Raw genomic sequence first — 22,659 nt, 5'->3', positions numbered from 1 at the left:
GTGTCCATGCGATGCATTTAAGTTCCTCACTCATCGCAGGGTTCATCACCCGGCCCATTGTTCACGTGAGTGAACGTCGTTGGTTTCGGGCCGAGTTGCCGGACCTTCTCCGCACCGGAAGGCACCCCCACATGCGCACCGGAACCATCGGGCGCGGCCTCGGCCTCGCCACCGCCCTCGCGGCACTGATCACCGGCTTCTCCACGGCCCCGGCCTCGGCCGGCCGGGCCGCCCCCGACCCGGCCCCGGCGGTGGCAGCCGCCCCCGCCGCCTTCACCCACCCCGGCGTCCTCGTCAGCCGTCCCCAGCTGGACTTCGTGCGCGCCAAGGTGCGGGCCGGCGCCCAGCCCTGGAAGAGCGCGTACGACCAGATGATGGCGAGCAAGTACGCCTCGCTCACCCGGACCGCCAAACCCCGGGCCGTCGTGGAGTGCGGCTCGTACTCCAACCCCAACTACGGCTGCACCGACGAGCGCGAGGACGCGACAGCCGCCTACACGCTCTCGCTGGCCTGGTACATCACCCAGGACAGCCGCTACGCCGCCAAGGCCGTCGAGATCATGGACGCCTGGTCGGCCGTGATCAAGGACCACACCAACAGCAACGCCCCGCTCCAGACCGGCTGGGCCGGCTCCTCCTGGCCACGTGCCGCCGAGATCATCAAGTACACGTACAGCGGCTGGCCGAACGCGGGCCGGTTCGCCACCATGCTCCGCGACGTCTACCTGCCCAAGGTCATCAACGGCTCGAACAGCAACGGGAACTGGGAACTGAGCATGACCGAGGCCGCGATCGGCATCTCGGTCTTCCTGGAGGACCGCACCTCGTACGACAAGGCGGTCACCAAGTTCCGCGGACGGGTCCCCGCGTACATCTATCTGACCTCGGACGGCGCGCTGCCGAAGACGGCGCCCGGCAGCGGACTGGACACCCGCGACAAGATCGTCAACTACTGGCAGGGCCAGTCGACCTTCATGGACGGGCTCTCGCAGGAGACCTGCCGCGACCTCACCCACACCGGCTACGGCCTCTCCGCCATCTCGCACATCGCCGAGACCAGCCGGATCCAGGGGCAGGACCTCTACCCGGAGATCGCCGACCGGCTGCGCCACGCGCTGGGGCTGCACGCCAAGTACCAGCTGGGGGAGGCCGTTCCGTCGTCGCTCTGCGGCGGATCGCTCAAGGACAGCCTCGGCCCGGTCACCGAGGTCGGGTTCAACGCGCTGCACAACCGGATGGGCATCGCGATGACCAACACCCAGACCCTCACGGAGCAGCGCAGGCCCGCCGGGACCGACAACCTGTTCGTCGCCTGGGAGACGCTGACCCACGCGGACAACCCCTCCTGAGCACGGAACCGCCCGGGAGGAGTGGGTACTCCTCCCGGGCGGGATACCGCGTCAGCTGTGGTGCGTGCCGTGCGGCTGGGTTCAGAAGGTGAGCTTGAAGCTGTTGATCTTCCCGGTGTCGCCCGAGTAGACGTCCTGGACCTTCAGCTTCCACGTCCCGTTCGCCACCACGGCGGAGGCGTTCACCGTGTACGTGGTCTGGACGTTGTCCGCCGAGTCGGTGGACGAGGAGTTCTTCAGGCGGTACGTGGTGCCGTTCGGGGCGACGAGGTCGATGACCAGGTCACCGCGGTAGGTGTGGGTGATGTCCACGCCGACCTTGAGGGCGCTCGGGGCGTTGCCGGTACGACCGGTGACGTTGACCGAGCTGGTGACGGCCGAGCCGTGGTCCGGGATGGCCGTGGCGGTGGTGTTCTCGAAGACCGTGCCACCGGGGTCGGTGCCGCCGCCGGGACGGGTACCGACGTTGATGCCGGCCCAGGCGTTGGCCACCGCCGTGTACTCGGCGCTGGTCGTGCCGTACAGCTCACCGGCCGCGGCGAGCGTGCCCGTACGGGCACCCGCGTAGTTCGTGGTGGAGCTGAACTTGGTGGTGAGCGCCTTGAACCAGATCAGCTCGGCCTTGGCACGGCCGATGCCGGTGACCGGCAGACCGTCGGAGGTCGGGGAGTCGTACGAGACGCCGTTGATCGTCTTGGCGCCACTGCCCTCGGAGAGAAGGTAGAAGAAGTGGTTGGCCGGGCCCGACGAGTAGTGGACGTCGATGTTGCCGATGCCGGAGTACCAGGCGTCCTTGGAGATGCCGTCCCGGCTCGGCTTGTCCTGGTAGCGCAGCGGCGTGCCGTCACCGTTGATGTCGATCTTCTCGCCGATGAGGTAGTCGCCCTTGTCGCTGGCGTTGTTGGCGTAGAACTCGACGGCGGTGGCGAAGATGTCGCTGGTCGCCTCGTTGAGGCCACCGGACTCACCGCTGTAGTTCAGGCCGGCGGTGTTCGAGGTGACGCCGTGCGTCATCTCGTGCGCGGCCACGTCCAGCGCGGTCAGCGGCGAGGCGTTCCCGCTGCCGTCGCCGTACGTCATGCAGAAGCAGCTGTCGTCCCAGAAGGCGTTGACGTAGCTGTTGCCGTAGTGGACGCGGGAGTACGCTCCGACGCCGTCACCCCGGATGCCCGTCCGGCCGTGGACGTTCTTGTAGTAGTCCCACGTCTCGGCCGCACCGTAGTGCGCGTCGGCCGCGGCGGTCTCGGCGTTCTGGGGGGTGCCGTCACCCCAGATGTCGTCCGAGCCGGAGAAGAGGGTGCCCGTGCCGGACGAACCGTGGTTCAGGTTGTACGTCTTGTGGTTGCCACGGGTGGTGTCGGTCAGGTTGTACGACCCGGAGGTGTTCAGGGTCACCTGCCCGCTGTACTCGGTGTTGCCGGTGCCCTTCTCGATGCCCTGCCACTCGTAGAGCTTCGCGCCGCTGGTCGCGTCCGTGACGACGTGCAGCGCGTTCGGGGTGCCGTCCTCCTGGAGACCGCCGACCACGGTCTCGTAGGCGAGCTGCGGCGTGCCGCTCGCCATCCAGACGACCTTGCGGGGCGCCTTCTCGGCCACGGTCTTGTCCGAGCCGTCGGCCTTGGCCGCACCGAGCGCCTGCTTCTCGGCCGTCGCCGGGGCGACCTCCGCGGCCGTGCCCACGGCCTTCAGCTGGGCGGTGGTGGCCTTGGAGGCCTTGGTGACGCTCTCGGTCGCGCCGGACTTCGACTCCTGGACGATCAGGTCGCCGCCCAGGACCGGGAGCCCGCTGAAGGTGCGCTCGTAACGGGTGTGCGTGGTGCCGTCGTTGTCCTGGATGACGTCCCGGACGACGAGCTTCTCCTGCGAGCCGAGACCGAGGTCCTTGGCGGTGGCCGCCTTGCTCGCGTTCGCGTCACGGATCAGCTCCGCACGCTGGGAGGGGGAGAGCTGCCGGGGCAGCGCACCGTGATCGGCACCTGCGGTTGCAGCGGCTTCGGCGGCGGCGGCGCTGGATGTGCCGGCCGGTGTCGCGGTGGCTGTGCCGGTCTGGACTCCGGCGGCCAGAAGAGCTGCTGCGGCTATCAGAGCGCCGGTCGCGGTGGCACGACGGCTGGGCGTGGATCTCACGCGGACTCCTTCTGCAAGGGGGTACCGGCGGCTGGTGAGCCGTCCGGGCAGAGCAGGCAGTGCGCAGAACGGGGTGAAGAGTGCCAGGAGAAAGGTGTTGCTGTCAGGAGCGCGTCAACAAGATGGCCGGAATTCGTCCGTTGCCGTAATGGTCATGTTCGTTAAGCGGACGTTTCGCCGATCATCACCGCGATGCCGTCCAGCGTCCTCCGCAGCCCGAAATCGAAGAGGACGTCGAGGTCGAGCTCGAACGCGTCGTGTTCGAAAAGATTGAGGAGAACCGGGAAGCGACCACCTGTCGAGACGGCTTCGAACTGTGGCTCGTTCCGCGTCATCCACTCCTCGTCGGACAGTCCGGTGTCCTGGAGCGCCTGCGCCTCCATGTCGGCGGCCTGGGCCAGTCCCTGGACATAGGCGAAGAGGGTGAGATGCGTGTGGAGCATGGCGTGCGGGGACAGCCCGGTGCCCTTCAGGGCGCGCAGCACCCACTCCGTGTACCGCATCGCGTGCGGGGACGCCGTGGGCCGGGTGAAGGAGGCCATCGCCTGGGCCATCCACGGATGGCGCCCGTACACCGCGCGCAGCCAGCGGGCGGCGAGCTCGAGACCGGTCCGCCAGTGCTGCGGCACGGGACCCAGCGGGCGTTCGCCGAGCGCCTCCTCCGACATCAGCCGCACCAGTTCGGCCTTGCCCGGGACATGGCGGTACAGCGCCATGGTGGACGTGGCCAGGATGGTCGCGACCCGGCGCATCGACACCGCCGGCAGGCCCTCGGCGTCGGCGAGTCCGACGGCGGTCCGGACGATCCGGTCGCGGTTCAGCGCGGAGCCGTCCCCGGCGCCCGCGAGCGGCGGGACACGGTCCGCGACCACGGTGCCGACGCCCGGCACGACCCGCACCAGCCCCTCCGCGCGCAGCACGGACAGCGCCTTCGTGGCCGTCGCCATGGCGACGCCCCACTCCCGGACGACGGCGCGGGTGGACGGCACCCGCTCACCCGGGGCGAGTTCGTCCGATGCGATCCGCCGACGCAGCTCGGCGGCGATCCTGAGGTAGGGCGGTTCGGTCGGCACGGAGCGGACTGTACTAGTGCACCCAGGACGTCGTACACCGTCCTGAACTGCCCCTGTCGGCCCGGCCCCGGACCGGTGACGGGCCATGTACTACGGCACTGTTTGTGGTGTACGCGGGCCCACTGCTGTGCTCCCGGCATGACTTCCTCACCGCCGGCCGCCCTCGCGGGCCGCCGTGAATGGACCGCACTCGGCGTGCTGATGCTGCCGCTGCTCTTCGTCTCGATGGACGTCTCCATCCTGTTCTACGCACTGCCCGCCATCGGCGCCGACCTGGAACCGGGCTCCACCCAGCAGCTGTGGATCCTGGACATGTACGGGTTCGTGCTGGCCGGGCTGCTCATCACCATGGGGGCGCTCGGCGACCGGATCGGCCGCCGCAAGGTACTGACGGGCGGCACGGTCGTCTTCGCCGCGGCGTCCCTCGCGGCCGCCCTCGCACGGTCCCCGGAGGCGCTGATCGCCGCCCGCGCGCTGCTCGGGGTGGGCGGCGCCTGCCTGATGCCGTCCACGCTCGCGCTCGTCCGCAACCTGTTCCACGACCGCGAACAGCGGTCCCGGGCCGTCGCGCTGTGGACGACGGTGATGGCCACCGGGATCTCCCTCGGCCCGGTCGTCAGCGGAATCCTCCTCGAACACTTCTGGTGGGGCGCGGTCTTCCTGATCAACCTGCCCGCGATGACGCTCCTGCTCGTCCTCGCGCCCGTACTGCTCCCGGAGTCCCGCAGCCCCGTGCGAGCGCGGTTCGACGTCCTGAGCGCCGTGCTCTCGCTCGCCGCGCTGCTGCCGGTGATCCACGGCATCAAGGAGCTCGCCAAGCACGGCTACCGGCCGCTGCCCGCCCTCGGCATCGCCGTCGGCCTCGTCCTCGGACTCGTCTTCGTCCACCGCCAGGGCCGCCTCACCCACCCGATGGTCGACCTCGCCCTCCTGCGCCGCCGCGCCTACGGGGGGTCGGTCCTCGTCAACCTCCTGGCGATGGCCGCCACGATCGGCTTCGCCGCCTTCTTCTCGCAGTACGTGCAGTCCGTCCTCGGCAAGAGCCCCTTCGAGGCCGCGATGTGGAGCGTGGTGCCGTCCCTCGGCGTCGTCGTCGCCGCACCGGCCGCCGGAGCGCTCGCCAAACGCCTGGACCGCGGATACGTCATGGGTGGCGGGTTTCTCGTCTCGGCGGCGGGCTTCCTCTCGCTCACCGGGACACGGGCCGACTCCCCGCTCTGGGTGACGCTGGCGGGCTCCGCCGTCTACGCGGGCGGCCTGGTCGCGGCGATGACCCTGGCCAACGAACTCGCCCTGGGCGCCGCCCTGCCCGAGCGCGCGGGCTCCGCCGCGGCCGTCCTCGAATCGGGCCAGGAACTCGGCGGAGCGCTGGGCATGGCCCTGCTCGGTTCGCTCGGCGCGGTCGTCTACGGGCGCGACATGACCGACGCCGTGCCGGACGCCCCCGACGCGGCCCGGGAGACCCTGGGCGGCGCGGTGGCCGTGGCCCGGCAACTCCCGTCACAGGACCGGGAGGCCTTGCTCTCCGACGCGTTCAGGGCCTTCACCCACGGCCTGAACACGGCGGCGGCGGGCGCGGCCGCGGCGATGGCGGTGGCCGCGCTGGTCTCGGTCGTCGTGCTGCGGCGGGCCGGCGGGTCCGCGTCGGCCGATCCGGGTAACCGGACCAGCGCGGACCTGCCGGAGGAAGGGCTTCGGTACGCGGACGTGGACGCGGATGTGCGATGACATGCGGCGGCCGGCCGGAGCGGGACGCGCAGCGCGGGGCGGTGGCCGGACCGGAGCGCCGGTCCGGCGGCAGCTCACACCAGGCTCTCCCGCCAGACGCGATGCAGGCCCGCGAACCGGCCCGTGCCGCCGATGAGTTCGGCCGGGGATCCGTCCTCCACGATGCGGCCGTGCTCCATCACCAGGACCCGGTCCGCGATCTCCACGGTCGACAGCCGGTGGGCGATCACCACCGCGGTGCGGCCGTGCAGCACCGTGTCCATCGCCCGCTGGACCGCCCGCTCGCCCGGGATGTCGAGGGAACTGGTCGCCTCGTCGAGGATCAGTACCGCCGGGTTCGCCAGCAGGGCGCGGGCGAAGGCGACCAACTGGCGCTGGCCGGCCGAGATCCGGCCGCCCCTCTTGCGCACGTCGGTGTCGTAGCCGTCGGGCAGACCGCTGATGAAATCGTGGGCGCCGATCGCCTTCGCGGCCTCCTCGATCTCCTCGCGGCTCGCGTCCGGGCTGCCGATCGCGATGTTCTCGGCGACGGTCCCCGAGAACAGGAAGGCCTCCTGGGTCACCATCACCACCCCGCGCCGCAGTTCGGGGACGGCGAGGTCCCGCAGATCGGTGCCGTCCAGCAGCACCCGGCCGTCGGTCGGGTCGTAGAAGCGGGCCAGCAGCTTGGCGAGCGTCGACTTGCCGGCGCCCGTCGAACCGACCACGGCCATCGTCTGGCCGGCGGGGACGGTCAGATCGAAGCGGGGCAGCACCTCACCACCCGTGCGGTAGGCGAAGCTCACCGCGTCGAAGACCACCTCGCGGCCCGGGAGCTCACCCGCGAGCGGCGGCAGCTCCCGCGGCTCCAGGGCTTCGGGAACCGTCGGGGTCTGGGCCAGCAGACCCGCGATCTTCTCCAGCGACGCCGCCGCCGACTGGTAGGAGTTGAGGAACATGCTGAGCCGGTCGATCGGGTCGTAGAGCCGCCGCAGATACAGCACCACCGCGGCCAGCACACCGAGGGCGAGGGTGCCGGAGGCGACACGGTAGGCACCCCACAGCACGATTCCGGCCACCGCGGTGTTGGCGATCAGCCGGGAGCCGACGACGTAACGCGCGTTCTCGATTATCGCGTCGCCGTTCGTGCGCCGGTGCTCGTGGTTCAGCTTCCGGAAGGCCGCGTCGTTGACCGCCTCCCGGCGGAACGCCTGGACGGGGCGGATGCCGTTCATCGTCTCCGCGAACTTCACGATGACCGCGGCGATCGCCGTCGACCGGGCGGCGAAGATGACTCCTGCCCGGCGCTGGTACTGCCGTACCAGCAGATACAGCGGGGCGAAGGAGAGCACGGCGACGGCGCCCGTCGCGAAGTCCAGCCAGAGCAGCACCAGGGAGATCGAGACGAAGGAGAGGACGACCCCGATCAGCTCCTGGAGCCCCTCGCTGAGCAGTTCGCGCAGCGACTCCACATCGGTGGTGGAGCGGGAGATCAGCCGGCCCGAGGTGTACCGCTCGTGGAAGTCCACGCTCAGGGCCTGGGCATGGCGGAAGATCCGGCCGCGCAGATCGAGCAGGGCGTCCTGGTTGACGCCGGCCGAGGCCCGGATGAAGGCGTACTGCATGGCGCCCGCGCCGGCGGAGCACAGGGCGTAGCCGATGCCCACGGCGATCAGCGGCCCGTAGTCCTTGTCCCGGAACGCGGGCACCCCGCTGTCGATGGCGTACGCGACGAGCAGCGGACCGGCCTGCACCGCCAGCTGCTGGACCAGCAGGAACAGCGCGGCCACCACGACCCGGCCGCGGTGCGGGCGGAGCAGCGAGACGAGCAGCTCGCGCGTCGCGCCGCGGGGGGCGGGCAGGTCGTCGCGGTCGAAGGAGTCCCGGGGCGCCGGGGTGCGCGCCGGGTCCTGGACGCCGGGGACCGACGCGGTCCTCTCGCCGCCGTCCCCGCCGTCGCCGGGTTCCGTGGGCCGTCCCGTCGTGGTGCTGGTCATCGGCTGCTGCCCTCCTCGGCAGGGGCGTTCGTGCCCAGGGTGTCGTCGCTCGGGCCGGGGCCACCGGGGTACGTGTCCTCGCCGGCCGGGCTTCCCGCGCCGGACATCAGCCAGGCGTACTCGGCGTTGCCGCGCAGCAGTTCCTGGTGGGTGCCGACCGCGCTGATCCGGCCCTCCGACAGGAGCGCCACCCGGTCCGCGAGCATCACGGTGGACGGCCGGTGGGCCACCACCACCGCCGTGGTGTCCCGCAGCACGCTGCGCAGCGCGGCCTCGACCAGCGTCTCGGTGTGCACGTCCAGTGCGGAGAGCGGGTCGTCGAGCACCAGGAAGCGCGGCCGGCCGACGACGGCGCGGGCCAGCGCGAGGCGTTGCCGCTGACCGCCGGAGAGGCTCAGTCCCTGTTCGCCGACCTGGGTGTCGATCCCGTGCGGCAGGTCGTGGACGAAGTCGGCCTGCGCGACCGAGAGGGCGCGCCGCAGCTCGTCCTCGCCGGCGCCCTCCGCGCCCATCAGGACGTTCTCCCCGACGCTCGCGGAGAAGAGCGTCGGCTCCTCGAACGCCACGGACACCAGCTCCCGCAGCCGCTCGCGCGGCATCGCGGTGATGTCCTCGCCGTCCAGGGTGATGCGCCCCGAAGTGGCCTCGTGCAGCCGGGGCACGAGCGCGGTGAGCGTGGTCTTGCCGCAGCCCGTGGCCCCGACCAGGGCCATCGTCTCGCCGGGACGGATCCGCAGATCGATCCGGGCCAGCACGGGAGCGGAACCCTCCGCCGCGTCCGGGTAGCGGAACCGGACCCCCTCGAAGACCATGCCGCCCGCCCCGGCGGCGTCCTCGGCGGGGCCACCGGACGGGCTCCCGGCCGCCGGCCGGTCCGCCGCGGACTCCTCCTCCTCCTCGGCCACGTCCATCACCTCGAAGAACCGCTCGGTCGCCGTCGCCGACTCCTGGCTCATCGCCAGCAGGAAGCCGATCGACTCGACCGGCCAGCGCAGCGCCAGCGCCGTGGAGAGGAAGGCGACCAGCGTGCCCGCGGACAGCCCGCCGTCCGCGACCTCGATCGTGCCGAGCACCAGCGCCGCCCCGACGGCGAGTTCTGGGATCGTCGTGATGAGGGCCCAGATGCCCGCGAGCAGCCGCGCCTTGTCCAGCTCCGTGGCCCGCAGCCGCTGCGCGAGGGCGCGGAACGCGAGGGCCTGGCTGCGGTGCCGGCCGAAGCCCTTGACGATCCGGATGCCGAGCACGCTCTCCTCGACCACCGTCGTGAGATCACCGACCTGGTCCTGGGCGCTGCGCGCCGCCAGCGAGTACTTCGCCTCGAAGACCGAGCAGGCGATCATCAGCGGCACGACGGGGACGAGCAGCACCAGGCCGAGCGTCCACTCCTGGCCGAGCAGGATCACGAAACCGACGACGATCGTGGTGGAGTTGACCACCAGATAGGTCAGCGGGAAGGCCAGGAACATCCGCACCAGCATCAGGTCGGTCGTGCCGCGCGACAGCAACTGGCCCGACGGCCAGCGGTCGTGGAAGGCGACCGGCAGGCGTTGCAGATGCCGGTAGAGCGCGGCCCGCATCGACGCCTCGACAGCGGCCAGCGGACGCGCCACCACCCAGCGCCGGAGGCCGAACAGGAACGCCTCCGTTATCCCCAGCAGCAGCAGATACAGCGCCCCGAGCCAGACGCCGCCGGGGTCCCGGTCGGCGACCGGGCCGTCGACCATCCACTTCAGCACCAGCGGGATCACCAGGCCGAGGCACGAGGCGACGACCGCGATCACGACCGCGCCGGACAACTGGGCCCGCACCGGTCTCACGTACGGCCACAGCCGCATCAGGGAGCGTGCGACGGACCGGTCCTTGGGCTCTGCGTGTTCTTCGGGCATCAGGGGCGAGCCTACGGTTCACCACTGACATCGCTCATCTGCTTTTCCCGTCCGGAACCCGCTTGACGCCGTGATCACCGCAGCCGATATTTGGTCGGCCCCGGGGGAGGGACGGCCGGTCGCGGAATCCGCGCAGCCGTGGCCCACGCGCCGGAGGGCGACGACCACGACGCCGACGGCGAACGGGCCTTCCGCCGCGTACCGGGGCCGGGGCGTACAGCGGTCGTAGCGAGGCATCAACCGATCGGCTGATGCCGGTTCGAGCGCGATGGCGGATACCGCGTGCGGGCCGGGGCCGGGATGCTCGTGGACATGGCAATCATCGAAGTGGACGGGGTGCACAAGGCCTACGCCGGACGCCCCGCGGTGGACGGGGTCGGCTTCTCCGTCGACGAGGGGGAGATCTTCGGGATTCTCGGCCCCAACGGTGCGGGCAAGACCACCACCGTCGAATGCGTCGAGGGACTGCGGGTCCCCGACTCCGGTACGGTCCGGGTCGCCGGGCTCGACCCCGTCGCCGACCACGACCGGGTGACGCTGCTGCTCGGCGCCCAGCTCCAGGAGAGCGAACTCCAGCCCAAGATCACGGTGGGGGAGGTGCTCGAACTGTACAGCGCGTTCTACCCGGACCCCGCGGACTGGCGGCCGCTCGCGGAGCGCCTGGGCCTGCACACCAAGCTCACCACCCGGTTCGGCCGGCTCTCCGGCGGTCAGAAGCAGCGGCTGTCCATCGCGCTCGCGCTCGTCGGCAACCCCCGGGTCGTGGTCCTCGACGAGCTGACCACCGGGCTCGACCCGCGCGCCCGGCGCGACACCTGGCAACTGATCGAGGAGGTACGGGCGAGCGGCGTCACGGTCCTGCTCGTCACGCACTTCATGGAGGAGGCCCAGCGGCTCTGCGACCGGATCGCCGTGATCGACAAGGGCAGGGTCGTCGCCCTCGACACCCCGTCCGGGCTGATCGCCAGGGCCGGCAGCTCCACGGTCATCTCCTTCACGCCCTCGCGGCCGCTCGACGACGCCGAACTGGCGCGGCTGCCCGGTGCGGCCTCGTGCGAGACCCGTAACGGCCGCATCGTCATCGACGGCACCGACGAGACCGTCAACGCCGTGATCTCGCTGCTGGCCCGGCTCCGCGTCACCGCGCACCAACTGCGCGTCGCCGACGCCACCCTGGACGACGCCTTCCTCGACCTCACCGAGCACCCCGGACCCGCCGAGCGGCACGCACTCACAGAACGGGCGGTCTGAGATGGCCACAGCGAACACCGACACCGGCCACGTCCCGCGCACCGCCCCGGCGGGCGCCTCCCTCGCGGTCCTCAGGGCGGAGACCAGGCTCTTCCTGCGCGAACCCGGCAGCCTGTTCTGGATCCTCGTCTTCCCGACCGTACTGATGACGATCCTGGGCCTGATCCCGTCCTTCCGGGAGCACGACGACGGACTCGGCGGCCGGCGCGTCATCGACCTGTACGTCCCCGTGGCGGTGCTGCTCGCCATGATCATGGCCGGTCTGCAGGCGATGCCGCCCGTACTGACCGGCTACCGCGAGCGCGGCATCCTGCGCCGCATGTCCACCACCCCCGTACGGCCCGCCGCCCTCCTCGGTGCGCAGATCGTCCTGCACGGCGCCGCGGCACTCGGCTCCACCCTGCTGGTGATGGCGGTCGGCCGGATCGCGTTCGGGGTGCGGCTGCCCGGACAGCCCTTCGGCTATCTGCTGGCGCTGCTGCTCGCCGTGGCCTGTGTGCTGGCGCTGGGCGCACTGGTCTGCGCGGTCTCCCGCACCACCAGGATCTCGGCGGCCCTCGGCTCCGTCGTCTTCTTCGCGATGATGTTCACCGCGGGCGTCTGGGTGCCGGTGCAGGCCATGCCCGACACCCTGCGGCGCATCGTCCAGGCCACCCCGTTCGGCGCGGCCTCCCAGGCGCTGGACCGGGCCGCCTCCGGTGACTGGCCGAGCTGGACGTACCTCGGTGCGGTGGCGTTGTGGACGGTACTGGCGGCGGGGGTCGCGGTCCGCAACTTCCGCTGGGAGTAGACGGTCCGGGGAGAGACGTCGGCCACGGGTGCGGGGGACACTTCAGTCATGAGTGCGGGGGAGCGGGAAGCCGTCATCCGGGTGGCGACGGCCGAGCAGTGGTGGGAGCGGTTCTTCCGGTACGGACCGTACGGACTGCTCGGCCTGGCCACCGGGGTCTCGGCCGTGACCGGCGAGCTCATCATGTCCCGCGCGGACGTGTACGCGGTCGCGGTTCTCGTTCCGGTGGCGCTCGTCCTCCAGCTCTGGCGGGGCCGCGACCCCTGCGGGCCGGGGTCACGGGCGGCGCTGTTCTACTTCGTCGCCCGCACGCTTCTGGCCTCCGCGCTGACCTGGTGCAACCCGTTCTTCTCCATCTTCGCGACGCTCGGCTACTTCGACGCGGGCCGGCTGCTTCCGCGGCGGGCCATGCGGGCCGGAATGCTGGCCACCGCCGTCATCATGGCGGGTTCGCAGTGCGGCAGCGGCCTGCCGCCGGCCGGCCTCATGAACTGGATCGCCTTCGGCATCCTCTTCATCCTGCACGGGACCCTCACCATGGTCTTCGCGCAGATCAGCAACCGGGAGGCCGAGCAGGTCCGTACCCAGTCCGACACCATCACCGCACTGGAGTCGGCCAACGCCCGGCTCGAACAGGCCATGGCGGAGAACGCCGGACTCCACGCCCAACTCCTCGTCCAGGCCCGCGAGGCCGGGGTGGCCGACGAGCGCAGGCGGATGGCCGCCGAGATCCACGACACCATCGCCCAGGGGCTGACCGGCATCATCGCCCAGCTCCAGGCCGTGACGTCCGCCGCCGCCACCGATCCGGAGCTGGCCGGGGAACACCTGGTCCGGGCCACCGCCCTCGCCCGGCACAGCCTGGGCGAGGCACGCCGCTCGGTGCACAACCTGCTCCCCGCCGCGCTGGAGCACGACGACCTGCCCGGCGCACTCAAGAAGACGGTCACCACCTGGTCGCAACGGACCGGCGTCCGCGCCGATTTCACCGTCACCGGCACGGCCGAGCCGCTGCACGACGAGGTCGGCGCCACCCTGCTCCGGATCGCCGAGGAGGCGCTCGCCAACGCCGGCCGCCACGCCGCCGCGACCCGGGCGGGCGTCACCCTGTCCTACATGGGCGACGAGATCACCCTCGACGTACGGGACGACGGCCGCGGCTTCGACCCGGCCGCGCTGCCGCCGTACCGGGGCGCCGGCGGATTCGGGCTCGGCGGCATGAGGGCGCGCGCCGAACGCATCGCGGGCACGGTCGAGGTGGAGACGGGACCCGGCCTCGGCACCGCGGTCTGCGCCCGGGTCCCGCTGGTCCGCGACGACTGAGACGGCACCGCCGCGCGCACAGTACGGTGGGCCGCTATGGCTGAGGAACCCGCACGCGTCATCACGCTGATCGTCGTCGACGACCACCCCGTCGTACGGAACGGGCTGCGGGGCATGTTCGAGTCCGCGGCGGAGTTCCGGGTGCTCGGCGAGGCGCCGGACGGTGTCGAGGGCGTCGAGATGGCGCTCCGGCTCGATCCCGACGTCGTCCTGATGGACCTCCGGATGCCCGGTGGCGGCGGGGTCGCGGCGATCACCGAACTGACCCGGCGCGGCGCCCGCTCCCGGGTCCTGGTCCTCACCACGTACGACACCGACTCCGACACGCTGCCCGCGATCGAGGCCGGTGCGACCGGGTACCTGCTCAAGGACGCCCCGCGCGAGGACCTGTTCACGGCGGTGCGCGCCGTCGCCGACGGCCGTACCGTCCTGTCGCCCGCCATCGCCTCCCGTCTCGTCTCGCGGGTGCGCGCCCCCGTCCGGCCCGGCGGCGAGACGCTCTCCGCGCGTGAGCGCGAAGTGCTCGAACTCGTCGCCAGGGGGACCTCGAACCGGGAGATCGCCGCCGTGCTGTTCATCAGCGAGGCCACGGTGAAGACCCATCTCACCCATGTCTTCGCCAAGCTGGGCGCCAAGGACCGCGCGGCCGCCGTCGCCGTGGGCTACGACCGCGGCATTCTGGGCTGAGCGGCCGGGCTCACTCCCGTACGCGCAGCAGCAGCACCGATCTCGCGGGCACCATGAGGCCCGTGTCGCCCCGGTGGACCGTGCCCGGTGCGGTGGACTGGTCCTCCCGCGACGTGTCCAGGACCAGTTCGTAACTCTGCGCCCACGGCGCTCCCGGCAGCCGGAGGTCCGCCGGGCGGTCACCGGCGTGCAGCACGGCCAGGAAGCTCTCGTCGGTCACCGGCTCGCCCCGGGCGTCCCGGCCCGGGATGTCGCGGCCGGAGAGGTAGAGCGCCACCGTCGCGGCCGGTGCGTACCAGTCCCCCTCGGTCATCTCGGTCCCCTGCGGGGTGAACCACGCCAGGTCCCGCAGCCCGTCCGGGGACTGCGCCCGGCCGGAGAAGAACGCCCGGCGGCGCAGCACCGGGTGGGTGTGGCGCAGGGCCAGCACCCGGGCCGTCAGCTCGGTCAGCTCCCGCCACTGCGGCTGTTCCAGGAGTGACCAGTCCAGCCAGCCGACCTCGTTGTCCTGGCAGTACGCGTTGTTGTTGCCGCCCTGGGTGCGGCCCATCTCGTCGCCCGCGACGAGCATCGGCACCCCGGTCGACAGCAGCAGGGTGGTGAGCAGGTTGCGCAGCTGGCGGCGGCGCAGCGCGTTGACGCCGGCGTCGTCGGTCTCGCCCTCGGCGCCGCAGTTCCAGGACCGGTTGTCGCCGGTGCCGTCGCGGTTGCCCTCGCCGTTGGCCTCGTTGTGCTTCTGCTCGTAGCTCACCAGGTCGCGCAGGGTGAAGCCGTCGTGCGCGGTGACGAAGTTGACCGAGGCGTACGGGCGGCGGCCGCCCCACGCGTACAGGTCGCTCGATCCGGTCAGCCGGTAGCCGAGATCGCGTACGTCGGGCAGCGCGCCGCGCCAGAAGTCCCGTACGGCGTCGCGGTAGCGGTCGTTCCACTCGGTCCACAGCGGCGGGAAGGCGCCGACCTGGTAGCCGCCGCTGCCGACGTCCCACGGCTCCGCGATCAGTTTGACCCGGCGCAGCACCGGGTCCTGGGCGATCACCGCGAGGAACGGGGAGAGCATGTCGACGTCGTGCATCGAGCGGGCGAGCGCCGCCGCCAGGTCGAAGCGGAAGCCGTCGACGCCCATCTCGGTGACCCAGTACCGCAGGGAGTCGGTGATCAGCCGCAGGACGTTCGGCTGCACCACGTGCAGGGTGTTGCCGCACCCGGTGTAGTCCGCGTATCTGCGGGCGTCGGACTGGAGCCGGTAGTAGCCGCGGTTGTCGATGCCGCGCAGTGACAGCGTCGGGCCGAGCTCGCCCGCCTCCGCCGTGTGGTTGTAGACGACGTCGAGGATCACCTCGATCCCGGCGTCGTGCAGGGCGCGGACCATCCGTTTGAACTCGCCGACCTGCCGGCCCGCGGTGCCGCTGGCGGAGTAGCCGGCGTGCGGGGCGAAGTAGCCGATCGAGTTGTAGCCCCAGTAGTTGTGCAGCCCGCGCCGGAGCAGATGGTCCTCGTGGGCGAACTGATGCACCGGCAGCAGCTCCACGGCCGTCACCCCGAGGCGCTTCAGATGGCCGACGGCCGCGGGGTGGGCGAGTCCGGCGTAGGTGCCCCGCAGCTCCTCGGGGATGTCCGGGTGGAGCTTGGTGAAGCCGCGGACGTGGAGTTCGTAGATGACGGAGTCGGCCCAGGGGGTCTTGGGCCGCCGGTCCTCGGCCCAGTCGTCGTCCTCGTGGACCACCACCCCCTTGGGGACGTACGGGGCCGAGTCCCGTTCGTCGCGCACGGTGTCGGCGACCTGCTGCTGGGGCCAGTCCCTCACATGGCCGTACACCTCGGCCGGAAGGGTGAAGGACCCGTCCACCGCACGGGCGTACGGGTCGAGGAGCAGCTTCGCCGCGTTCCAGCGGGCGCCCGTCCACGGGTCCCAGCGGCCGTGCACCCGGTAGCCGTAGCGCTGCCCGGCTCCCACGCCGGGCACGAAGCCGTGCCAGATCTCGTGGGTCAGCTCGGTCAGCGGCAGCCGGGTCTCGGTGCCGTCCGCCTCGAAGAGGCACAGCTCCACGGCCTCCGCCCCGCCCGCCCAGAGCGCGAAGTTGGTGCCCGCCACCCCGTCGGGCCCCACCCGGAAGCGGGCTCCGAGCGGCGTCGGCGTACCGGGCCACACGGCGGGCGGCCGCTGTCCGGGGCCGGCCGGAGCGGTGGCCGGCCGTTCCACCGCCTGTCCGGGCGGTCCCGGACACGTCTTCGGCGCGGTCTCCTGTTCGGCTGCGCTCGACACCTGCTCGCCTCCCGCGGCTCGTGGGGGACCGGCACGGAAAGGGAGCGCGCGGCGTCCCGGCCGCTGCTCCCGGCGTGTGGTCTCCCCTCTGTTCTGCCCACGAGTGGCCCCGCACTCACGTTTCCCCCGAGCGGCCCCTGTCGTTGGGGGGACGTGAACCACGTAGCGAAGAAGGCAGACGCGAGCCCGGTCCCCGTGCTGACACGCTCGGGACTGCTCGCCGTACTGGCCCTGCTGGCCGTTCTGACCGGCTGTTCGGGCACGGGCTCGATCATCGGCGGGAAGTCCCGGTCGCCGCAGGAGGCGATCCGGATCACCCCGCAGGACAGGGCCGAAGGTGTGAAACCTGACAGCAAGGTCGAGGTGAAGGTCCCGGACGGGCGGCTGGAGAGCGTCAAGGTGACCCGGATCGAGGACGCGCAGGAGCAGGAGGTGAGGGGCCTGATCGCGAAGGACGGCCTCTCGTGGACGCCGCAGGGCACGGCGGGCCGGCTCGGGCTCGCCGCCAAGTACAGCGTCGACGCGGTGGCTCTGGACGGCGCGGGGCACCGGTCGGCCCGCCACACCACCTTCACCACAGTGGTGCCCGAACACCGCTTCATCGGCTACTTCAAGCCGGAGAACCGGTCCACGGTCGGCACCGGCATGATCGTCTCCTTCGAGTTCAACCGTCCGATCACCCGCCGCGCGGCCGTGCAGCGGGCCATCCGGGTGACCAGTGATCCGCCGGTCGAGGTGGCCGGGCACTGGTTCGGCGCCGACCGGCTGGACTTCCGTCCGGCCGCCTACTGGGAGCCGGGCACCGAGGTCACCGTCGAGGTGGCGCTGCGCGATGTGGAGGGGGCGCCGCAGGCGTACGGCAGCCAGCACAAGACCGTCAGGTTCACGGTGGGCCGGGAGCAGGTCTCCCGGGTGGACTCGGCCGCGCACACCATGGAGGTGCGCCGGGACGGGCAGCTCGTCTCCACGGTCCCGATCACGGCGGGCTCCCCGACGACGACCACGTACAACGGCAAGATGGTGGTCAGCGAGATGCACGAGGTGACCCGGATGGACGGGCGGACCGTGGGCTTCGGCGGCGAGTACGACATCAAGGACGTGCCGCACGCCATCCGGCTCACCGAGTCCGGCACCTTCCTGCACGGCAACTACTGGTCCGACGACGACATCTTCGGCTCGACCAACGTCAGCCACGGCTGCATCGGGCTCCGCGACGAGCAGGGCGGCAGCGGGTCCACCCCGGCGGGCTGGTTCTTCGACCGGACGCTCATCGGGGATGTCGTCGAGGTCGTCAACTCCAAGGACAAGAAGGTCGCCCCGGACAACGGGCTGAGCGGCTGGAATCTGAACTGGACCCAGTGGAAGGCGGGTTCCGCCGTGCGCTGACCCGTCCCCGCTCCTCCGCGCACACCTCGGCTCCGCCCCGGAGCCGTCCGGACGGCGCGGCCGGTGCGGCCGCGCCGTCGTCGTGTCCGCCCACCGCCGCCGGTACCACTCCCCACCAGGCGAAGTCCTGAACCAGTTGGGACGGAATGGTGACATCCCGGGGGAGATCTGTCCGCAGCCGGTGTGATTATCTTTCGCTGAGCGCGCATATGCAGCGCGTGGGGGCGGGAGCACATGAGCTCCCAGGGCCTTGGCGGGGCCAGGCCGTGCGAGGGGAGACGACCACATTGAACGGGCAGCCGATATCGGGGACATCGGCCGGGGCGGACAGCGGGCGGCGTGGACGTGGGGCCACCGGACTGCTGGCTCTGGTGCTGGGCGCGCTGTTGCTGCTGGTGACGGCGTGCGGCGGGCAGGAGACCGGGAGCGGGGGCAAGGGCGGCGGCAAGGGCGGGGCGAAGACCGACGACACCAGCGCCTCCCAGGCGGTGGTGAAGGTCGCCCCGAACGACGGCGCCGACTCCGTCGCCACCAGCGGGGCGCTGAAGATCTCCGCCGAACAGGGGAAGCTCTCCACGGTCAAGGTCTCCGACGCCAAGGGCGCGGAGGTCGAGGGCAAGATCGCGGCGGACGGCGCGAGCTGGGAGCCGGAGCGGCATCTGGCCTCCGCGACCAAGTACAAGGTCCACGCCGTGGCGAAGGACGAGAAGGGCCGTGAGTCGGCGAAGGACACCACCTTCACCACGCTGGTCCCGCAGAACACCTTCATCGGGCAGTACACCCCGGAGGACGGTTCCACGGTCGGCGTCGGCATGCCCGTCTCGATCCACTTCACCCGTGGCATCACCGACCCGGAGGCCGTCGAGAAGGCCGTCAAGGTGACGGCCGAACCGGCCGTCGAGATCGAGGGCCACTGGTTCGGCAACGACCGCCTGGACTTCCGGCCGGAGGACTACTGGGCCGCGGGCACCAAGGTGACCGTGAAGCTCGACCTCGACGGTGTCGAGGGACGCCCGGGGGTCTACGGCAAGCAGACCAAGACGGTGTCGTTCACCGTCGGCCGCCGTCAGATCAGCACCGTGGACGCGAACTCGCACCGGATGAAGGTCGTCCGCGACGGCAAGCAGGTCAAGGACATCGCGATCTCCGCGGGCGCCCCGGCCACCACCACGTACAACGGCCGGATGGTCATCAGCGAGAAGCTGCGGGTGACCCGGATGAACGGTGACACCGTCGGCTTCGGCGGTGAGTACGACATCAAGGACGTGCCGCACGCGATGCGGCTGTCCACGTCGGGCACCTTCATCCACGGCAACTACTGGGGCGGTTCGGGTGTCTTCGGCTCCACCAACACCAGCCACGGCTGTGTCGGCATGATGGACGCCCGCGGCGGCGGTGACCCGGGCACCCCGGCGGCCTGGTTCTTCAACAACTCGCTCATCGGCGACGTCGTGGTCGTGAAGAACTCGCATGACAAGACGATCCAGCCGGACAACGGCCTCAACGGCTGGAACATGGACTGGTCGGAGTGGATCAAGTAGCCCTGACCGCCTGAGCGACGTCGGCTCCCGGGACCACAGTGGTCCCGGGAGCCGACGTCGTCATGGGGGAGTGGCGCGGGCGGTGTGGAACGGTATTTCGGCACGTATTCGATTCGTGCCCAACAGTCCGGTTCGTTACATGGGTGATGTTCCGGGCGTGTATGTCGAGGGCGGAGGCTCATCCGCGTCCCGGGGATTATCCGCCGGGCCGGGCTCTTTTTCCGTCGCTGCCAGGTTCGGTGGAAAGGGTTCGTCGACCAGGCCCGCCCGGGTCAGATGAACACCGGCCTGAAAGCGGCTGAGAGCCCCTTGTTCCTCCATTATCTCCGCGATATGGCGGCGGCACGTACGGACCGATATACCGAGCCGGCGTGCCACCATTTCGTCCTTGTGGCCCATGGCCAGAAGGCGCACTATCGACTTCTTGAGTTCATCGATGGTGTGTGTGGTGTTCTTCGCGTCGGGAATGAGCGGGCTCGCGGTGTTCCACAGGTTCTCGAAAGCGGCGCAGGCGAACGCCACCACGGCCGGGTCCCGCACCGCGGCCGCCGACGTCGGGCCGGCCCCCCGGGAGGAGTCCGGCGACAGCGGCAGTACGAGCGCCTCGCGGTCGAAGGCGACGAGCGGATCGATCAGTTCGGCGCTGGTCCTGACCTCGGCCCCGTGCTGGGTGAGCTCCCGCACCAGGGACCGGGTGACCAGGTCGCCGCGGATGGCGTGCTGGTAGATCAGCCGGGCCCGCACCCCGCGGGCCAGCAGGTCCAGGGTGATCTTCCGGGCGACCGCGAAGGACTGGCAGGGGCGGGCGCCACTGGGCAGGACGAGGAGGAGCTCCTCGTGGCAGCGGGCGCTCATCTCGTCGATCAGCGCGTGGAAGGCGGCGGCGTCGGCGGGATCGCACGCCGGGGGAGGGTCGGCGGCGGAAGGCTCCGCCGGGTCCGGCCCGTTCTCCTCGTGGTCACGGGCGCCGTCCGGGTGCCGTTCGTGCGGCACGCTTTCGCGGAGCCGGCGTTCGCGCAGTTGCGCCCCGAGCGCCCGCGCCAGCATCGCCCCCGTCTCCTCCGCGTCCACCGGGGCGATGAGTTCGCCCGCGGCGGCGGCCGACCGGATCAGACCCAGGAGGCGCAGCACCCGCTCCGCGCCGATCGACTGCTCAGGACTCAGGCTCAGGCCCGCCGCGACGTCCTCGCGCTCGAACCGGGCCTCGTCCCCGGTGAACCGATGCGTCGGAGCGCCGCGGTCCCGCGGCGCGAACTTCCCGAGCCAGTCTGACCCTCTGGCTGCCGGCATTCGCTGCTCCCCCCTTGTGCCCGCAGGTCGGTGGGCTTCAACTCTAGGGTATATGGATTTCGTGAAGAGAAATGGAGCATGAATTCACTCACGAATGATCCAAGGGTGTAACCGTGCAGTGGAGAGGGGCGGTGCGGGAAATTTCGGAAAGGTTGTTGCGAATTAAGACAATGGCGCTCGGGGGGCTGTCCCGGTGGTGCCGAGTCAGGAAATATTCCCCTCACGCCGAATTGTCTGTAAGCGCAAACGGAGCGGGCTTGGTCGGTCACGAGCGTAACCGAGGGGGTTGCCTGCCGAACAGTGTTTACTCAATTAATGCAGTTCATTTACTGTCCCTTTACTTGTGTTCGTATGGTGACCCCGTTTGGGTTCGCCGCATGGGGGAAGGGGTTAGTTGAATGTTTCCTTTGTTTCTGCCGCGCGGTTCATCTCACGCGGGCAGGGCGATCGCGGTCACGACGAAGCCGCGTCCCGCCGTCCAGCGCCCGGAGAACGTGCCGTGCCGCCGCCCGGCCACCTCGGGCCCCGGCACCAGCAGTCGCGCCGAGAAGGTGCCCGCCGGGTCGAAGGCGAGCTCCGCCTCCGTGAAGTCGAGCTCGCGACCGGTCAGCGGGTACCAGGTCTTGAACACCGCCTCCTTGGCGCTGAACAGCAGCCGGTCCCCGTGCACCTCCGGGCGCTGCCGGGAGAGTTCGGTGAGCCCGGCGCGCTCGCGGGGCAGGGAGACGACCTCCAGCACACCGTCGGGCAGCGGCCCGTTCGGTTCCGCGTCGATGCCCAGTGACGCGATGGCCCCGGTGCGGGCGACCGCCGCCGCACGGAATCCGGCGCAGTGGGTCATGCTGCCGACCACGCCCTCCGGCCAGCTGACCGCGCCGCGTTTTCCCGGCAGCAGGGGGGCCGGTGCCAGCCCGAGCTGTTCCATGGCGCGCCGCGCGCACAGCCGTACGGTGGTGAACTCGGCGCGGCGACGGGCCACCGCCCGAACGATCGCCGCCGTCTCCGCCGGGAAGAGCTCGCAGCCCTCCCGGGGCGACAGATCACCGAAGACGCTCACGGCGGCCACGTCCGGGGGGAGTATGGCGCCGATCATGCCGAGGGTCCCGACGCGGGCGGCGGCAGGATCTGGCGCAGCGGGGAGCGGGGCGGCCGGGAGCGCCACTCCCGCGGGTACCCGATCGACACCTCCTCGAAGCGGACCCCGTCGTACCAGGTGACCCGGGGGATGTGGAGGTGGCCGTAGACGGCGGCGACCGCCCGGAAGCGCCGGTGCCAGTCGGCGGTCAGCTCGGTGCCGCACCACTGGGCGAACTCGGGGAAGCGCAGGACCCGCGTCGGTTCCCGCACCAGCGGATAGTGATTGACCAGCACCGTGCCGTACCGGGGGTCGACGGCCGCGAGCCGCTCCTCCGTGAGGGCGACCCGGGCCCGGCACCAGGCGTCCCGCGACGGGTACGGGTCGGGGTGCAGCAGGAACTCGTCGGTGCACACCACCCCCGATTCGTTGGCCACGCGCAGGGATTCCTCCTTGGTCCGGGTCCCGGGGGCGAGGAAGGAGTAGTCGTACAGGACGAACAGGGGGGCGATCGTGACGGGTTCCGCACCGCCGTGCCAGACGGGGTACGGGTCCTCGGGGGTCAGCACACCGAGGCCCCGGCACAGTTCGACCAGGGCCTCGTAGCGGGCGGTGCCCCGCAGGGTGACGGAATCGGCGGGGTGGGTCCACAACTCGTGGTTGCCGGGGGCCCAGACGACCTGGGCGAACCGCTCCGAGAGGAGCTTCAGCGCCCAGGCGATGTCCTCGAACTTCTCGCCGACATCCCCGGCGACGAGCAGCCAGTCGTCCTCGGACTCCGGCCGGAGAGACTCCGTGATGCGCCGGTTCTCCTCATGGGCGACGTGCTGGTCGCTGAGCGCGAACAGCTTTCCTTGGGTCACCGGGACCAGTCCTTCCAGTCCGTGCCGAAGTCGCGGTCCACGGCGAACCCG

General features: G+C 71.1%; 16 protein-coding genes. 8 read left to right on the top strand and 8 right to left on the bottom strand.

The genetic code is table 11. The features are described 5' to 3' along the window. The first annotated feature begins 131 nt into the window (after window positions 1-131). Window positions 132-1,349 (top strand): alginate lyase family protein, encoded by a 1,218-nt coding sequence (locus ACIO3R_RS35635; RefSeq protein ID WP_385032327.1) that lies wholly within the window; start codon window positions 132-134, stop codon window positions 1,347-1,349. A gap of 81 nt (window positions 1,350-1,430) precedes the next feature. On the opposite strand, the gene ACIO3R_RS35630 is transcribed toward ACIO3R_RS35635, so the two are convergent. Next, window positions 1,431-3,476: a M4 family metallopeptidase gene (locus ACIO3R_RS35630; protein WP_402111155.1), complete on the bottom strand. Its 2,046-nt coding sequence runs from the start codon at window positions 3,474-3,476 to the stop codon at window positions 1,431-1,433. Window positions 3,477-3,637: 161 nt separating this feature from the next. Next, a complete protein-coding gene (locus ACIO3R_RS35625) occupies window positions 3,638-4,549 on the bottom strand; it encodes a TetR/AcrR family transcriptional regulator C-terminal domain-containing protein (protein ID WP_385032333.1) in 912 nt (303 codons plus the stop codon). 138 nt (window positions 4,550-4,687) lie between these two features. On the opposite strand from ACIO3R_RS35625, the gene ACIO3R_RS35620 reads away from it, so the two are divergent. After that, window positions 4,688-6,277 (top strand): MFS transporter, encoded by a 1,590-nt coding sequence (locus ACIO3R_RS35620; RefSeq protein WP_402111153.1) that lies wholly within the window; start codon window positions 4,688-4,690, stop codon window positions 6,275-6,277. Window positions 6,278-6,351: 74 nt separating this feature from the next. On the opposite strand, the gene ACIO3R_RS35615 is transcribed toward ACIO3R_RS35620, so the two are convergent. Then, entirely contained in the window at window positions 6,352-8,253 is a 1,902-nt protein-coding gene (locus tag ACIO3R_RS35615) for an ABC transporter ATP-binding protein (RefSeq protein WP_402111151.1), read from the bottom strand. Then, window positions 8,250-10,139, bottom strand: coding sequence for an ABC transporter ATP-binding protein (locus ACIO3R_RS35610; RefSeq protein ID WP_402111150.1), 1,890 nt, complete (start codon window positions 10,137-10,139; stop codon window positions 8,250-8,252). Before ACIO3R_RS35610 ends, ACIO3R_RS35615 begins: the two co-directional genes overlap by 4 nt. Before the next feature lie 312 nt (window positions 10,140-10,451). Between ACIO3R_RS35610 and ACIO3R_RS35605 the strand changes: the two genes are divergently transcribed. The 4 genes from ACIO3R_RS35605 to ACIO3R_RS35590 are packed head-to-tail and all read left to right on the top strand — an operon-like array spanning window position 10,452 to window position 14,190. Next, window positions 10,452-11,390, top strand: coding sequence for an ABC transporter ATP-binding protein (locus ACIO3R_RS35605; protein ID WP_385032346.1), 939 nt, complete (start codon window positions 10,452-10,454; stop codon window positions 11,388-11,390). 1 nt (window position 11,391) lies between these two features. Beyond that, a complete protein-coding gene (locus ACIO3R_RS35600) occupies window positions 11,392-12,180 on the top strand; it encodes an ABC transporter permease (RefSeq protein WP_385032349.1) in 789 nt (262 codons plus the stop codon). Between the two features lie 48 nt (window positions 12,181-12,228). Then, the gene (locus tag ACIO3R_RS35595) at window positions 12,229-13,503 is read left to right on the top strand and encodes a sensor histidine kinase (RefSeq protein WP_402111148.1); all 1,275 of its coding nucleotides are present in this window, start codon (window positions 12,229-12,231) and stop codon (window positions 13,501-13,503) included. A 36-nt stretch (window positions 13,504-13,539) separates the two neighbouring features. Beyond that, on the top strand, window positions 13,540-14,190 hold the full coding sequence (locus ACIO3R_RS35590; RefSeq protein WP_402111146.1) for a response regulator: 651 nt from the start codon (window positions 13,540-13,542) through the stop codon (window positions 14,188-14,190). Window positions 14,191-14,200: 10 nt separating this feature from the next. On the opposite strand, the gene glgX is transcribed toward ACIO3R_RS35590, so the two are convergent. Next, window positions 14,201-16,453, bottom strand: coding sequence for a glycogen debranching protein GlgX (glgX, locus tag ACIO3R_RS35585; protein ID WP_385032358.1), 2,253 nt, complete (start codon window positions 16,451-16,453; stop codon window positions 14,201-14,203). A gap of 153 nt (window positions 16,454-16,606) precedes the next feature. Here glgX and ACIO3R_RS35580 point away from each other — a divergent pair, with 153 nt between their 5' ends. Both ACIO3R_RS35580 and ACIO3R_RS35575 read left to right on the top strand, forming a co-directional pair. Then, window positions 16,607-17,839, top strand: coding sequence for an Ig-like domain-containing protein (locus ACIO3R_RS35580; RefSeq protein ID WP_385032361.1), 1,233 nt, complete (start codon window positions 16,607-16,609; stop codon window positions 17,837-17,839). A 287-nt stretch (window positions 17,840-18,126) separates the two neighbouring features. Continuing rightward, complete coding sequence (locus ACIO3R_RS35575) at window positions 18,127-19,380, top strand: Ig-like domain-containing protein (RefSeq protein ID WP_385032364.1); 1,254 nt, start codon at window positions 18,127-18,129, stop codon at window positions 19,378-19,380. Between the two features lie 135 nt (window positions 19,381-19,515). Here ACIO3R_RS35575 and ACIO3R_RS35570 read toward each other — a convergent pair whose 3' ends face one another. From ACIO3R_RS35570 to ACIO3R_RS35560, 3 genes are all read right to left on the bottom strand, one after another. Next, on the bottom strand, window positions 19,516-20,670 hold the full coding sequence (locus tag ACIO3R_RS35570; RefSeq protein WP_402111144.1) for a hypothetical protein: 1,155 nt from the start codon (window positions 20,668-20,670) through the stop codon (window positions 19,516-19,518). A gap of 430 nt (window positions 20,671-21,100) precedes the next feature. After that, window positions 21,101-21,763, bottom strand: a complete 663-nt coding sequence (locus ACIO3R_RS35565; protein WP_402111143.1) for a 4'-phosphopantetheinyl transferase — start codon at window positions 21,761-21,763, stop codon at window positions 21,101-21,103. Continuing rightward, entirely contained in the window at window positions 21,760-22,608 is an 849-nt protein-coding gene (locus ACIO3R_RS35560; protein ID WP_402111141.1) for a metallophosphoesterase family protein, read from the bottom strand. The genes ACIO3R_RS35565 and ACIO3R_RS35560 overlap by 4 nt, the downstream gene beginning before the upstream one ends. Between the last annotated feature and the right edge of the window lie 51 nt (window positions 22,609-22,659).

Origin of the sequence: Streptomyces sp. NPDC087428 (genome assembly GCF_044744085.1) — a bacterium.
Lineage (GTDB): Bacteria > Actinomycetota > Actinomycetes > Streptomycetales > Streptomycetaceae > Streptomyces.
Note: the sequence above shows the minus strand (reverse complement) of the source record. Positions and strands in the feature narration are given on the sequence as shown.